Below are 15,029 nucleotides of genomic sequence, written 5' to 3'. Positions count from 1 at the left end.
GGTCTATATAGGAAGTAACCCATAACTCCACCAACACATGATGGCAATAACCATCCAATTCCTTCCTTATATAAAGGAAGCATTTGCAACACATTTATTATAGCATCAAACTTAATATTTGCACTTTCTAAACCGTTAAATAGACTAATAACTAGTGCCCCTAAAATTGCACCGATATATATTGTATTTCGTTGCCCAATCCATTTATGGAAATAAGACAGAACAATTAGTACAATCGCAACAGGATAAATAATCAGTAACACAGGCAATGTTACAGCAATAAGCTGTGTTAACCCTAAGTTTGATACAAATAAACTAAACGCACATACCAATGTGACAATCATTTTATGCGATAATCTTGGGAATAAGTTTGTAAAGAATCCCGCACACGCCGATGTAAGTCCAACTGAAGTTGTTAAACATGCGAGTGTAATAACAAGGCCTAACAATACTTTTCCACTTGTTCCATATAGCTCATTTACAACTTTCGTTAAAATAAGACCTCCATTATCAGAAACGCCAAGTGATGTACTTGTCGAACCAAGATAAGCAAGTGATAAATAAATTAATGTTAAGCCTACCACAGCAATAATTCCTGATATAATTGTTATTTTTGCAATTTGTCCACTCTCTTTTATCCCTTTTGAACGAATAACTTGTACAACAACGATCCCAAATACAAGTGCACTAATAGCATCCATCGTTAAATATCCTTGAATAAATCCGCCAAAAAATGCATTTTCTTTGTATGCATCTAATGGTGCAGCAGGCGCCCCAATTGGATCAATAATCGCTTTTCCAACAATTACAGCAACAATTAATACTAATAATGGGGTAAGGAACTTTCCAAACCAATCAATTAGTTTTGATGGATTTAATGATAAATACCAAGTAACCCCAAAGAAAACTACTGTGTATAGAAACAGCATATACCACTCTGACACAAACGCTTCTGATAGAAACGGCTTCATTCCCATTTCAAATGAAACTGCCCCTGTACGCGGGATTGCAAAGAATGGTCCAATCGCTAAATAACTAATCAGTGGGAAAATAAACGCAAATATAGGATGTACTCTAGAGGATAACGCTTTCAAGTCTCCCTCTACAAAAGCTACAGCGGTTACAGCTAATAGAGGAAGTCCGACTCCTGTCACAAGGAATCCAATTGTGGCAATCCAAACATTTTCTCCTGCTTGTTGACCTAATACTGGTGGGAAAATTAAATTTCCTGCTCCTAAAAATAATGCAAACAACATCAAACCAATTGCTATCGTATCTCCTGGCCTTAATCGTCCCTTCATCTTTTTCTTGCATAGCATGTTCCCTATTGTTTTTATCTTTTTTCACAATATGCTATGCATCCTCCTCTCTGCTCATGTTGATTAATATATCGCCCCTTAAAAGGCAATGCCTTTCTCCATAATTTCTCCACTTCCCCTTTTTATTACTCTAATTTATAAATTTTGATTTTTTTGAATATTTAAATCATTAGAGTGTTAAACCATGGAGTAAACTTGTCAGACTTCTTTGCTTTTGTCACACATATAGTAACATATTTAGTTGAAAAATAAAAACATATTTTTTATATAGAATTTTTCGAAAAACAAAATAATAAGTTCTCCTTCCTCGTCTATTATTCTTTTAGGAAAATATTTTAGAAACAAATATGCAACGATTCATTTTGTTATCTCAAAATAACATTACTATTTCCTTTTTTATGTATAACGAAAAGCCATCTAAATTATACAGATGGCTTTGTATCTTCTATTCTATTGTCTCCACTTCACGTGGATTATTCATTTCTTCTACATATACAACGCGAAATCCATGGTCTTCTAAATCCTTAAGCAATGAATCTAATTCTTCTGGTTTAAATTCTTCGCCTAGTGTAAACATAATTCTGCGTACTAATAACGCATCATTATCAAATGTCATTAAACTTTGAATGCCACTATATTTTTTCAAAACTGTAGATAGTTTTTGAATCGCTCCATTATAATCTTGGGTTCCCACCATAACAGAATACCTGCTAGAATGAACACCCCATGCATCCTCTAATAACTCAAATACCTTTTTATGAGTTAAGATTCCAAGAAATGTCCCTTTCTCATCGATAACGGACAAATATGGTAGCTTCTTAATTGTAAAGAACACTTTAAAGAAAGAAGAGTCTTCTCTCACATAGCCCTCTTTATCATTTAATAATTCTGATAAATCATCTTCTAATGAACCTTTATATTCTAAAATATCTACTTTATATACATTCCCTAAAAATTTCTCTTTCTTTTCATCTAAAACTGGCACACAACGATAACCCGTTTTATTTAAATGATCCAATGCTTCACCTATTGTAAATGAAATGGAGCAATATAAAACTTCTCTTTTTGGCACATAATTTCCTTTAATCCTCATAAAAAGCCTCCTTATGTTAAAATACTTTCTGTGCCATAACTATATTATATTTTCAGAAAAAAATAAATGATTTATTTTATTTTTCTGAAAGCTTTTCGTATTATTGTCATTATTTGTTCATGAATGATTCATTTTTGAGAAATTTAGTAGATTATCATTCTGTACAACAAATAATATAAGCAACTTATCATACTTAAGCTAGTTACTGACTATGGCTGAAAATAAAGACAATCACTTATAATCCTAGCTTATACCCATATGTAAAGAAAAAGATATTGTAACTTTCACAAAAAAGCGCTAAAATAAGAATAAGAATTTTCTGAATTTTCAAAGAGTAGGTGAGCCTTTATGTCTTCTTTATTTCGTTCTTACACATATCGCTTTTTTGTAGGATTCCTTGTTATTCTTATCATAAGCCCTATTCCTTCTTTATTATTAACTCATGAGTCTTCTTATTTGAAAGGTTTACTTGGGATTTTTCATAATCTCGCTCATTTTCCATCCATTTTCATCCCGATGATTGATTGGATGCATGAATCCATTCTTTTTTCATCACAACCTATTATAAATTCAACCACAACTGTACATGCTCCAGGACAATCTACACTTCTATTCCCTTATATGTGGGAAGTATACTTTTTATCAATCGTGCGTTTTACATTCACACTCGCAATTGGTTTTTCAATTAGCTTAACAATGGGACGTTTATTCTTAAAGGTACCAAAACAACTAAAAAAATACACTTCAATATTGCACTGGATTCCATACTCATTCAGTACTGCTTTATTACAATGTTCTATTGTTTTAATTTCTTTATACATCGCAAAGTACATAACAATTCCATTCCTCTCCTCTCTCATCATCATAGGTAGTACATCAATGATTATTGTTATACAGGCAATTAAAAAATGGATTCCGTTTTTAAATAAAACTGCAGAACATGATTTACGTGATTCATCTTTTCTCATTAATACATTATTTATGGCAATTGTTTCAAATCATAAATCTATTTTAAGCTCCATTATTCTGTCATTTTTTTATATGGAATGTATTTTTCATACGAAAGGATTACTACAATTTATTATTCAATTTGGAGGAAGTTCCCCAACCGTTGTCACAATTGGACTGCTACTCATTTATATTCCATACATCATTCTTTCCTTTCTTCAATCCGTGTGGACAACAAACCAGTCTAAACATCAAACTTACACTATCACAAAAACACTGATAAAGTAATTAAGCTTCATGCTATCTCCCTCCTTTTAAAAATGGAGGGTTATTCCCCTTTCATTCAGGGTAAAATACCAACAAATTCATGTATGGTTAGAAAAACATTCCAATATTTACTCATTTCCTTTGACTATTATTTTCATTTCGATTTATTATAAAAGTATAACATACTTGCAGGAGGTGACATCTTTATTCCAACTTCGGAGTAGAGAACACACTTGGACATATTAAATATTTTTCTCATTTTTGTACTTATTCTCATTTCTGGCTTTTTCGTYGCATCWGAATTYGCGGTTGTAAAAGTACGAAAAAGYCGAATTGAYCAGCTTGCAAATGAAGGAAATAAGCAAGCACTAGCTGCCAGAAGCGTTGTTTCTAACTTAGATGTATACTTATCAGCCTGTCAGCTTGGTATTACTATCACGTCTTTAGGGCTTGGTTGGCTTGGTGAACCAACTGTTGAACACTTACTACGACCACTATTTGAAAAAATAAATATTACTGGAGCAATGGCTAATACGCTATCGTTTATCATTGCATTTAGTGTCATCACTTTTTTCCATGTTGTATTGGGGGAACTTGTTCCAAAATCTTTTGCAATTCAAAAAGCCGAGGCTATTACATTAAAATTTGCCAAACCACYCATTTGGTTTGATAAAATCATGTATCCTTTCATTTGGTTACTTAATAGTACAGCCGTATTCTTTACAAAACTATTCGGCTTAGAACCAGCAAAAGAAAATGAACTTGCTCACTCAGAAGAAGAATTACGACTTATTTTAGGTGAAAGCTTTAAAAGTGGTGAAATTAATCAGACTGAATACAAATATGTAAACAATATTTTCGAATTTGATGATCGTGTTGCCAAAGAAATTATGGTACCTCGCACAGAAATGGTCTGTTTATCTACCGAAAATACATTAGAAGAAAATATGGATATCGTGGCATCTGAAAAATATACACGTTATCCGATTATTGAAAAAGATAAAGATGATATTATCGGGATGCTAAACACAAAAGAAATTTTTCACGATCAAACGAAGGGGATTCAAAAACCTTTAGAAGCATATATACATCCGGTCTTAACTGTATTTGAAACAGTACCAATCCGTAAAACATTAATTCATCTTCAAAAGAATCATGTGCAAATGGCGATTGTAATGGATGAATACGGTGGGACAGCTGGCCTATTAACAATGGAAGATATTATTGAAGAAATTATTGGTGAAATTCAAGATGAATTTGATGCAGATGAATCGCCAATGATTGAAAAACGCACACCAAAACTCACTGTACTGGATGGAAAAGTACTCATTTCAGAAGTAAATGATATATTTGGTTTACATATCGATGATAGTGATTTAGATACAATTGGGGGCTGGCTTCTATCTCAGGCAATTGATTTAAATATTGAAGTTGGCTATTCAATTGAATATGCTGGTTTCCAATTCAAAGCATTAGAACTTGACGGGCATCAAATTAAGAAAGTTGCTGTACATAAACTAGATAGTAAAAAGGAGATATAAAGTGACCGTTTTATTAACACTTTGTATAATTGCTTGTTTTATCGTATCGTTTATTGCGTTTATCTATCCGATTATCCCTGGCATACTCGCACTGTGGGCTGGATATCTCATTTATCATTTTGGCATAAATGGTGGGGAGCTAACAATAAGTTTTTGGATCCTTCAAATCATTTTTACCATCATTATTTTCGTTGCTGATTTTATCGCAAATGGATACTTCTTAAAGAAATATGGAAGTACCAAATGGGGTGAACGTGTGGGAATGGTTTCTATTATTATCGGCTCCTTTTTCTTCCCACCATTTGGTCTCATTATCATTCCATTTCTGTCTGTTTTCGTGACAGAAATAATGCATAAAAAGACACCACAAGAAGCGTTTATGGTCGGAATTGCTACAGTCGTCGGCTTCTTAAGCAGTACAGTAGCAAAAGCAATTTTACAAATTATTATGATTATCATTTTTGTATGTTACATTCTTTTTTAACCATCCCTTTTCAGGGATGGTTTTTTTAATAAGCAATGCCTACACGGCTATTTTCATATACTTTTTCATTTATTAGCGACCACGTAAAACGAGCTGTATCTCCTACCGTAATTTTTGATCCATCCAGTGGTAACATATCCGTCTCCGTCCGGTATATACCCGTTTCTTCACCATCAATTAAATGTGTAGGGCAAACAATTGTCCAGCATAGCTCACTATTTTTTAAAGCTACATAAGCAGCTAAATGATCTTCTGCAGCCGTTGTGGTTTTTCTTTTTGATTCTTCCGATTGAAATCGATATATCTTCTGATTTGTTCGCGCCTGTAAAATGCCTGCTGTTCCTATCGTAATAATCCTTTTTACTCCCTCTTTCCCCATATGTTTTATAATGCTAGGTATACTATTCGATAATGTTCTATTTCCATCTGTTCCAAGAGCGCTTAAAACGAGCTCAGCGCCCTTTAAAGCTTTCTTCACATCATTTCCCTGTAATACATCCCCTTCTACGATATGTAGCTTATTATGTCTCATCATAAGCTTATTTTGATCACGAACTAATACTGTGATATCATGTGAATCTTGTAATGCTAGTTTCATTAACTGTGACCCAACTCTTCCAGTTGCACCAAATATACATATTTTCATCTTCGTACTCCTTACTTACTATTTCTCTCTATTCTTTCTCAAAAACGATAAATATGCAACTATATAAATACAAATTGAAAAACCGACATAAAATCTATTTTTTAGGCGGAAGAGAGCATCCGACCACGCCATAAAAGCGGTTAGACCCTCTTCCTGTCCCATGCCAAGTGAAAACAAAGAGAAAAAACGAGTGCAGGTCACCTTTTGTTCTTCCTAGCAGCGACTTATATGTTGGAAAAGCAAAATGGATATATATAAAAGCTTCCTCAACACTTGAGGAAGCCCTACCATTCAAAATATTATTTTTTTTCCTTTGAATCTGAAGAATTACTATCCTTGCTCGTTTCTTGATCTTTCTTTTCATCTTGCTGCGATGTTTTGTCCTCATCCTTCTTTTTGTCCTCACCTTTACTACAACCTACCATAAATAAAGAGCTCGCAAGTGCCATAGCAGTTAAAGATTTAACCCATTTATTCATTTGCTTATCCCCCTTTTGATAGAATATGTACAATCTCATATTACTTCTCTTTTTTGAAGGTAATATAAGAAAAGAGTAAAGATACGGTAAATTTCTGTAAATTTTCTGATAAGAGAGCCAGTTGTTTTTTATTTTGAATCGTTTTCACTTATAATAAAAATAATATAACAAAGAAAGGTTGATATATATGGAACTTGGATTAGCTGGAAAAACTGCTCTAGTTGTTGCTTCTAGTCAAGGTTTAGGAAAAGCAATTGCTACGGAACTTGTAAAAGAAGGAACAAATGTTATGCTACTTAGTCGTAATGAAGAAAAGCTAGCATCTTTACAAAAAGAATTGATCGCTCTTAATAAAGGTACTGCCATGTATACAGTTTGTGATGTTACAAACAAAGAAAACATGAAACAAGCGGTAGAATATACTGTACAAACCTTTGGCACAATTGATATTTTAGTAAACAATGCCGGCGGCCCTAAGCCTGGTACATTTGAACAATTAACAGACGAAGATTGGTACAATTCATTTGAGCTCAATTTATTAAGTTACGTTCGTATGATTCGTGAAGTACTTCCATATATGAAAGAGCAAGGCGGCAAAATTATTAACATTGCTTCGTCTTCTATTAAAGAGCCCATTCCCGGATTACTATTATCGAATACATTCCGCGTCGGCATTACAGGCTTAGCAAAAACGTTAGCATCTGAGCTTGCTCCATATAACATTTTGATTAATACGATTGCTCCTGGACGTATTGCTACGGACCGCATCGCTTCTCTCGATGAAACAGCTGCCGAAAAGCGCGGAATTGCAGTAGAAGACGTTCAAAAACAATATGAAGCAATTATCCCACTTGGAAGATATGGTCGTCCTAGTGAATTCGCTAAATTTGCTACATTCCTTGCATCCGATGCAAATACTTATATGACTGGGCAATCATTCCTTGTTGATGGTGGAATGGTAAAAAGCTTATAATTCTTTTCAAAAAAACAAGACAGCTCATATGCCGTCTTGTTTTTTTATTCTATGCAAATCTTTCGTCTTCATATATATTCTCTATTGTATATTCTTTTTTCACAACATATTGCCATACACTATATGCATAACGATTCATTTTAACAAAGCAGTTTTCTAAAAATGATCGGAATTCCGGATTTGCAACTTCTACAGCAACTTGGGCGAATCTGAGTGCTAATCTTTTTAAATTCGAAATATAGGAAATAGCAAGTTCAATGTCACCCTGACTTGTATTCTTCATCGGTATATCATTTTGTATAAGGGGGGACTTCAGTTGTTCACAAATCATATGCTGTACATTTTCACCTTCTTGAAAGTTCACTTGTTCATTGTAAGCTTGTAAAATATAGGGCAAATGTTGTTTTAATATATCCTTTAACTCTTCACCTTCCACCCTATTCATATACTCACCAATCATATGAATCATTTCATAACTACACTTCATTAATTCTTCCATACATCTCATATCATAGCTCCCCCTTCCCTCTAAATATATGCCTATAAATAGGATGCCAGAACATTTGCTACCTTTGCTAGAAACCAATCCCAGCTATTTATTTTGTCAAAATCTTTATCAGTTAAGCGTTTAGAATTATGAAAATCCTCTTGTAGTCGTTTCCATACCTCAGCTACAACTGCTTTATCATATATAAAACAGTCCGACTCTGTATTTATGTAAAAACTACGATTATCAAAATTAGCTGTTCCTACATCCACACTTATATCATCAATTATTGTCACCTTTCCATGAAAAAAACCATTCCGGTATTGATAGACTTCCGCACCGGCATCCAGCATCTTTTTTAAATGCGGATAAGCAGCTTGTTTTAGTAACAGAGCATCACTTTTAAAAGGAACAAGAATCTTTACCGTCACGCCACGCCGCAATGCTTCTTGTAAACCATCCATCATTTCCTTACTTGGTACAAAATACGGCGTTGCAATGATTAATGATTTTTTAGCCCCTTTTAATAATGCACCGTATTCCTGCCATAACCCTTTCCCATCTGAAAATACATATTGATACTTTGCATTTCCTTGCTGAGATGGTCCTTTGTACAAAGAAAGTTTTTCACCAGTATCCGCATGCCAATCTTCTGCAAATTTCTGTTCCATATCAGTCGCTCCATCTCCTGCAATACGCAACTGATAATCACGCCATTTTCCAAATTTAGGATCCTTACCGAGATACTCCTTTCCAATATTAAAACCACCAATGTAAGATATCTTTCCATCTATCACCGCAATACGCCGGTGGTTACGTTGATGCAATGAATAAAACAAATTCTTTAATTTAGGCTTTTTACTAAAAGTAAACTTAACACCCTTTTCTTTTAACTGCTGAATCACTTGTTTCTTCATTTTATAGCCACCTATACGGTCTACTGATAATTTCACATCCACACCGCTCGATGCTTTCTTCTCTAATAGTTGTAAAAAATTACGACTCACTTCATCTTTACCAACAATATAAAAATGAATATAGACATACTTTTCTGAACGATTTATATCATCAAACAAATTTTGATACAAATCTGTTCCATTTGTATATAATTGGAAATTTCCATATCGAATTTGTGATATTTCAAGCCCACTAGTCATTTTCTTCCCCATCTCTAAATCGATGTTCATCCATATGAATATCCCTATGATCCATAACAAAATGGATACACATTTTTTCATGGATAAAATCCTTTCTTCAAAAACAGTTATTCCTATATCTTTCCTTTTTTTCACGTTAACATACAAGAAAAATCTATATTTTCGTGATATATGTCCCTGTCAAACAAGAGTGAATTTGCATATTGTATGTTGTATCTTAAAATAAAAGGAGGAAATAACAATGGGCTTCGCACATGGAAATGGATTTGCGTTACTTGTCGTACTATTTATCCTCTTAATTATCGTCGGTGCTRCTTGCTTTTGCTAGTTAGCTCTCCCAAGGCGATATGCAGATGAAAAAACTATAAAAGCGGACACCTAAATTTAGGTGTCCGCTTTTCATTTCAGGTCACTTATAAAGTTAATAACGTTGCAATTTTCTTACTTTCTGCTTTTCGAATATGACGTTGCTGCGCACGTAAAACAGCAATCTCATGTAATTTTTTCTCTCCTTCTGTTTCCGCAATCACACGTGGAACAGGAACTGGATTATTTTCTTTTCCAAGGGCCACAAATGTAACAAAAGATGTTGCTGCAATTCGTTTTTTACCAGAAATTAAATCTTCCGCTACTACCTTTACAAACACTTCCATCGACGTTCTCCCTGTCCAAATGACAAACGATTCATAGCTCACACAATCAGTTGAACGAACTGGATGTAAAAAATCTACCCAGTCCATCGATGCCGTTACACATTCCATTCGTGAATGTCTCGTTGCTGAGATAGATGCAATCATATCCATTTCAGCTAATATTTTACCTCCAAATAATGTGTTATGATCATTTAAATCTGTTGGAAAGACACGACTTGTTTTAAAAACTCTTGATTCATTAACTGTTTTCCCATTTGTTTCTTCCATTTCCTTCACCTCTTTAATTCATTCATAAACCTTTCATAACATGAAAACGAAATAAATACTCCCTAAATTCTCCTAGTCCCATACATCCTATATATTAATTAATATGAGAACATTGGAACTACCCTATGCTTTTTTGTTCATCTTCTATATAAAAATTACACTAGGTGAACTATATATTATATATTAGCAATTTTCATAAATTTATGTCTATAAAAAAGAACCGATTTTTTCAATCAATCGGCTCCTCTAAATACATATTGTTCTTTCGGCTGTTCAACTTTATTCCATTTTGTTACTTCCAAAACAGGAATATTTGCATGGAATGGTTGATAAAATTCAGTTGAAATTGTTCCTTCTACTTGAATCCAATCATCATTTTTCCACTCTACTCCCTCTGGTTTTTTCACTAACATACCATATACACCTGAATCGGCTACGCAATGAATAATACCAAATCGGAATAAGAAATATTGTTCTTTCTTTGAAGAATCATCGCGGAAAACAAACCCTTTAAACGAAAGTGTCTTACCTGTAAATTCACCAGGATAATTATAAATTGTTTCCATACCTTTTAAGAAGTCTTCATCCTTCAAGGCAATATTATCTTTTGTGACGTATTCTTTTTTCCCTTTTTCCATTACACCACGATAGCCTTCTTTCCCGTAATAAATACTCGTATCGGGTCTTAGAAACTGCCTTGTCATAAATGGATCTGTGCTTTCTGCCTGCGCAACAGGAAAATGAAAACCTTTTGTTTTAACAATATCCGAATCTAATGTTGCAATTGGAAAGAATAGTCCTGAAATAATAGGGAAACAAAATAATGTATACGCAAAAGTTCGTTTCCACCATGTGTTTTCATCTTTTGAATGATCATGTCCACAATGACTATGATCACAACCACAACTGTGCTGATCTTTTTCCTTTTTGTGTTCCTTTTGGAAAACAACAATGATTTGAATAAGTGTTAAAAACCCTAAAATAATTGCAGCTGTTTTTGATAAATATGCGTACTTCATATTTATATACTTTGTTATATTACCTGAAATATGAAGCTGCGCAATTAAGATTGTAAACCCGAGTAAAATATATGCTCGAAACATAACCTACCACCCCATCGCATAAATGAGTAGTGAGCTTGCATAAACCACAAGTGTAACTGCAGCTATCACAACAATTACAAATTTTGTTTTAAATGTCGCAAGCATCATAAACATATTTTTAATATCCACCATCGGTCCATAAACAAGGAACGCGACAAGTGATGCTGTTGAAAATGTACTTTGGAACGAAGATGCAATAAAAGCATCCGCTTCTGAACATAGTGATAAAATATACGCAAGTCCCATCATAACAGCTGATGAAGAGAACGGTCCTTGGCCTATAGAAAGTAGTGTTGAAGTTTGTACAAATGTTTGAACTGCAGCAGCAATTAATGCTCCCATTACTAAGTATTTCCCCATTGAGAAAAACTCTTCAACCGCATGTGTACATACGTCCCACATCTTTTTGCGCAAAGGACGCTTATGATCCACCTCTGGGAAATGTTCATCACGTAGTTGATGATCTTTAAACATAAACGATAATATAAGTCCAACGATAATAGCTACAATAATGGCTACAATGGAACGATACCACACCATATGCATACTACTTCCAAATGCAACATACGTTGCAAATAATACAACCGGGTTAATAATTGGCCCCGTTAACATAAATGCAATTCCAGCATACGGCGGGACACCTTTCCCAATTAAACGTCTTACAATTGGAACGATGCCACATTCACAACCTGGAAACATCATGCCAAGAAAAGTAGCTAATAATACAGACAGAAATCGATTTTTCGGCATCCATTTCGCCACCATATCTTCTGTCACAAACATTTGAATGAATCCTGAAATAAATACACCAATTAGCACAAATGGTAGTGCTTCAATTAAAATTGAGATAAAGATTGTATTCATTTGCAGGAATGCTTTCGGTAACTGAAACAATTCCATGATGTATTTCCTCCATTTTTTCATTAACAATATGTAATTTTAACCTCAATTTATTATTTGAACAAGCCCTTTTCAAATCTGCAAATCATGGAAAAAAGTTTTTCATCAATACACATATCGTATATAAGAAACGTTTTATTACGACAAAAAAGCTGCTCTAGCGCAGTTTGATAACTATGCTAGAACAGCTTTCATATAATTTAAAAATAACGTTTCTTCCAAAAAATAAAGGCCATTACGCAAGATAATATTGCGGATATAATCATAGCCATTAAAAAACCATGCGGATTTTCACTTAAAGGAACTGGAACATTCATTCCAAAAAAACTGGAAACCATTGTTGGCACTGATAATATGATTGTCATAGAAGTTAAAAACTTCATAACACTGTTTAAATTATTAGAAATAACCGAACTAAACGTATTCATCATACCACTTAAAATATGACTATATATTTCAGCCATTTCAATGGCCTGTTTATTTTCAATTAATACATCTTCTAGTAAATCTTGATCATCTTCATACATTTTAATAAACGTATTATTGCGCATTAACTTTTGAATAACAATTTTGTTTGCTTTTAAAGATGTTGTAAAATACACTAAACTCTTTTCAAGACCTAATAATGTAAAGATTTCTTTATTTTTCATCGACTTATTTAACTCGTGCTCTAAGTCGATTGTTTTTCGGTTAATTTGTTTTAAGTATCGTAAATAATAAGTAGAAATCGTATATAAGAGCTGCAATGCAAAACGAGTCTTTTTAAAAGTATAAAATTCTTTAATACGCTGATTAATAAATCGCTCGAAAATCGGATTTTCTTCTAAACAGATTGTAACGAAACATTCCGGCATTACAATCATACCAATTGGAATCGTGTCGTATATTGAATTTCCTTCTTCATCATGCCTTACTGTTGGAATATCAACGATAATTAATGCATTGTCATCTTCTTTTTCAATCCGGGATCGTTCTTCATCATCCAAAGGGTCTTTAATAAAATCCAATTCTACATTCAATGTTTGCACTAGAAATTGAATTTCTTCCTCTGTTGGATGAAGTACATTAATCCAACAACCTTTTTGAATTTCCTCTATTTCTTGTAGTTTTCCGTTTCGGTCTGTTAAATAAATATTTAACATACTATCACCCCGATTCTTTTTACATGTGGGAATCTACCTCACTTAAACAACAGTTTTTGAACCGCTATTTTCAGCATATGAAACAAACGTTTAAATTTCAATAGAAAATTATTTTGAAAACGCTTTTCTTCATAATTTCTTTCAAAATAGAAAAAGACAGAGATTGCTCTGTCTTTTCAAAAGCTCATGTTGCCTTTATAACATATTTAGACAGCATCCACAAGTTAAATGAAACTGAAACTGTGTAGCCTGCATATGTTGAGATAATAAAACTGGTGTAGTCAAAGTACGGCAATAATATAATATTTAGTACGACCTTTATTATAATTCCTAAGGTTAAACCTAAAACTGTTTTTTGTTGCTGATCAATCCCTTGTAACATCGCAGCAGTAACTGTAAACAGTGAAAATAATATACACGCTGGTGCATAGTACCGTAAAATAACACTTCCTAAACTTGGATCATTTCCTACTCCAAATAAAAGAGTGTATATAGGTTGGGCTAATATAATCATTCCAATTGCTGCGGGAATTGTAATCCCTACAACAAGTAAATTGGTTTTCGTGAAATGCCTATATAATAATTGTTCATTTCCAGCTGTATAAGCTTTCGTCATTTCAGGAACGAGAGACATACTAAAAGCTGTTGCAACGGATACAGGAATAAGTACAACCATTTGGACAAGCCCAATTATTGCATTTATTTTTTCTGCTTCACCTTGTACGTAACCTATCTCTATTAAAAGTTTATTGATTGTAAATGTATCAATTGTTTGATACAACGGAATCGCTAACCCAACAGCAACAAATGGAATTGAATACGTAAATAGCTCTTTGTATAAAGCAAAAAAGGGCTTCGTTGTCTGCGGGATACTGGCAATCTCTTTCCGTTTTAAATATTTCCGCCTTCTCATATAAAACCCTATCAAAACAGTCAATCCTGCCGCCGCCCCCATAAATGCACCAAAAGTTGAAACTCCAACCGCTAACGAAACAGACGCTTTCAAAATATGCAAAACAACAAAGCTTCCTATTAAGATTGTTAAGACACGAAAAAACTGTTCCACAACTACACTAGATGCTGACGGTCCCATAGATTGAAATCCTTGAAAAAAACCGCGCAATAAACTCATTACTGGTACAATTAATAATGCAAAACTAACAATTTGAATATTATACGTCACAGCAGTCATACTATTACCAGTTTGATCACTTCCGACGATCACTAGCTTTGCAAGATATGGAGCTAACATATAAAGAACTAGAAATGAAACAATTCCCATAAAAACCATAAAAAACAGTCCACTTTTTAGCACTCGTTTTACTGTATGATAATCATTTAACTCGTCGTATTTTGAAACCATTTTAGAAACAGCAAGTGGCAATCCCATCGTTGCAATGCTCAGCATAATTGTATATGGCCGATATGCATATGTATATAATACGTATCCACTAGTACCAACCATCGCTGTAAATGGGATAACATATATAAATCCAAGCATTTTAGATATCATCGTTGCCATCGTTAAAAATAATGTTCCACGTAAAAACGGTGATCCTTTCATTTCATT

16 protein-coding genes are annotated in these 15,029 nt (G+C 33.7%); 5 read left to right on the top strand and 11 right to left on the bottom strand.

Annotated features, from left to right (window positions below; genetic code table 11):
- Together brnQ4 and cbpA are read right to left on the bottom strand one after the other, a co-directional pair.
- Window positions 1–1,301 (bottom strand): branched-chain amino acid transport system II carrier protein BrnQ4 (brnQ4, locus tag AC1DIT_RS11705; RefSeq protein WP_476998202.1); only part of this gene is annotated, 1,301 nt, incomplete at its 3' end.
- 463 nt (window positions 1,302–1,764) lie between these two features.
- On the bottom strand, window positions 1,765–2,412 hold the full coding sequence (cbpA, locus tag AC1DIT_RS11700) for a cyclic di-AMP binding protein CbpA (protein WP_003197146.1): 648 nt from the start codon (window positions 2,410–2,412) through the stop codon (window positions 1,765–1,767).
- A 348-nt stretch (window positions 2,413–2,760) separates the two neighbouring features.
- Between cbpA and AC1DIT_RS11695 the strand changes: the two genes are divergently transcribed.
- The 3 genes from AC1DIT_RS11695 to AC1DIT_RS11685 all read left to right on the top strand — a co-directional run bounded on the left by AC1DIT_RS11695 (window position 2,761) and on the right by AC1DIT_RS11685 (window position 5,652).
- Complete coding sequence (locus tag AC1DIT_RS11695) at window positions 2,761–3,648, top strand: hypothetical protein (protein ID WP_016114603.1); 888 nt, start codon at window positions 2,761–2,763, stop codon at window positions 3,646–3,648.
- A gap of 212 nt (window positions 3,649–3,860) precedes the next feature.
- Window positions 3,861–5,168 carry a hemolysin family protein gene (locus AC1DIT_RS11690; protein WP_476998201.1) on the top strand — a complete coding sequence of 436 codons (1,308 nt, stop codon included), beginning with the start codon at window positions 3,861–3,863 and terminating at the stop codon, window positions 5,166–5,168.
- Between the two features lies 1 nt (window position 5,169).
- Complete coding sequence (locus tag AC1DIT_RS11685) at window positions 5,170–5,652, top strand: DUF456 domain-containing protein (RefSeq protein ID WP_003197140.1); 483 nt, start codon at window positions 5,170–5,172, stop codon at window positions 5,650–5,652.
- A gap of 25 nt (window positions 5,653–5,677) precedes the next feature.
- On the opposite strand, the gene AC1DIT_RS11680 is transcribed toward AC1DIT_RS11685, so the two are convergent.
- Window positions 5,678–6,298, bottom strand: coding sequence for an NAD(P)-dependent oxidoreductase (locus AC1DIT_RS11680; protein WP_016114601.1), 621 nt, complete (start codon window positions 6,296–6,298; stop codon window positions 5,678–5,680).
- A gap of 299 nt (window positions 6,299–6,597) precedes the next feature.
- Window positions 6,598–6,777, bottom strand: coding sequence for a hypothetical protein (locus AC1DIT_RS11675; protein WP_016114600.1), 180 nt, complete (start codon window positions 6,775–6,777; stop codon window positions 6,598–6,600).
- A gap of 187 nt (window positions 6,778–6,964) precedes the next feature.
- Between AC1DIT_RS11675 and AC1DIT_RS11670 the strand changes: the two genes are divergently transcribed.
- Window positions 6,965–7,750: an SDR family oxidoreductase gene (locus tag AC1DIT_RS11670; RefSeq protein WP_003197135.1), complete on the top strand. Its 786-nt coding sequence runs from the start codon at window positions 6,965–6,967 to the stop codon at window positions 7,748–7,750.
- Window positions 7,751–7,799: 49 nt separating this feature from the next.
- On the opposite strand, the gene AC1DIT_RS11665 is transcribed toward AC1DIT_RS11670, so the two are convergent.
- Together AC1DIT_RS11665 and cls are read right to left on the bottom strand one after the other, a co-directional pair.
- Window positions 7,800–8,258: a spore coat protein gene (locus tag AC1DIT_RS11665; RefSeq protein WP_016114599.1), complete on the bottom strand. Its 459-nt coding sequence runs from the start codon at window positions 8,256–8,258 to the stop codon at window positions 7,800–7,802.
- Between the two features lie 32 nt (window positions 8,259–8,290).
- Window positions 8,291–9,475: a cardiolipin synthase gene (gene cls / locus AC1DIT_RS11660; protein ID WP_016114598.1), complete on the bottom strand. Its 1,185-nt coding sequence runs from the start codon at window positions 9,473–9,475 to the stop codon at window positions 8,291–8,293.
- A 160-nt stretch (window positions 9,476–9,635) separates the two neighbouring features.
- Here cls and AC1DIT_RS11655 point away from each other — a divergent pair, with 160 nt between their 5' ends.
- Complete coding sequence (locus AC1DIT_RS11655) at window positions 9,636–9,722, top strand: YjcZ family sporulation protein (protein WP_476998203.1); 87 nt, start codon at window positions 9,636–9,638, stop codon at window positions 9,720–9,722.
- 85 nt (window positions 9,723–9,807) lie between these two features.
- Here AC1DIT_RS11655 and AC1DIT_RS11650 read toward each other — a convergent pair whose 3' ends face one another.
- The 5 genes from AC1DIT_RS11650 to AC1DIT_RS11630 all read right to left on the bottom strand — a co-directional run bounded on the left by AC1DIT_RS11650 (window position 9,808) and on the right by AC1DIT_RS11630 (window position 15,023).
- Window positions 9,808–10,314, bottom strand: a complete 507-nt coding sequence (locus tag AC1DIT_RS11650; RefSeq protein ID WP_016114597.1) for an acyl-CoA thioesterase — start codon at window positions 10,312–10,314, stop codon at window positions 9,808–9,810.
- 233 nt (window positions 10,315–10,547) lie between these two features.
- Window positions 10,548–11,417 (bottom strand): TIGR03943 family putative permease subunit, encoded by an 870-nt coding sequence (locus tag AC1DIT_RS11645; protein ID WP_016114596.1) that lies wholly within the window; start codon window positions 11,415–11,417, stop codon window positions 10,548–10,550.
- 3 nt (window positions 11,418–11,420) lie between these two features.
- On the bottom strand, window positions 11,421–12,317 hold the full coding sequence (locus tag AC1DIT_RS11640; protein ID WP_016114595.1) for a permease: 897 nt from the start codon (window positions 12,315–12,317) through the stop codon (window positions 11,421–11,423).
- Between the two features lie 200 nt (window positions 12,318–12,517).
- Entirely contained in the window at window positions 12,518–13,459 is a 942-nt protein-coding gene (locus AC1DIT_RS11635; RefSeq protein ID WP_016114594.1) for a magnesium transporter CorA family protein, read from the bottom strand.
- Between the two features lie 184 nt (window positions 13,460–13,643).
- Window positions 13,644–15,023 (bottom strand): putative polysaccharide biosynthesis protein, encoded by a 1,380-nt coding sequence (locus AC1DIT_RS11630; protein ID WP_016114593.1) that lies wholly within the window; start codon window positions 15,021–15,023, stop codon window positions 13,644–13,646.
- Window positions 15,024–15,029 lie beyond the last annotated feature (6 nt).

This window comes from Bacillus sp. 05T22 (assembly GCF_056396765.1).
Note: the sequence above shows the minus strand (reverse complement) of the source record. Positions and strands in the feature narration are given on the sequence as shown.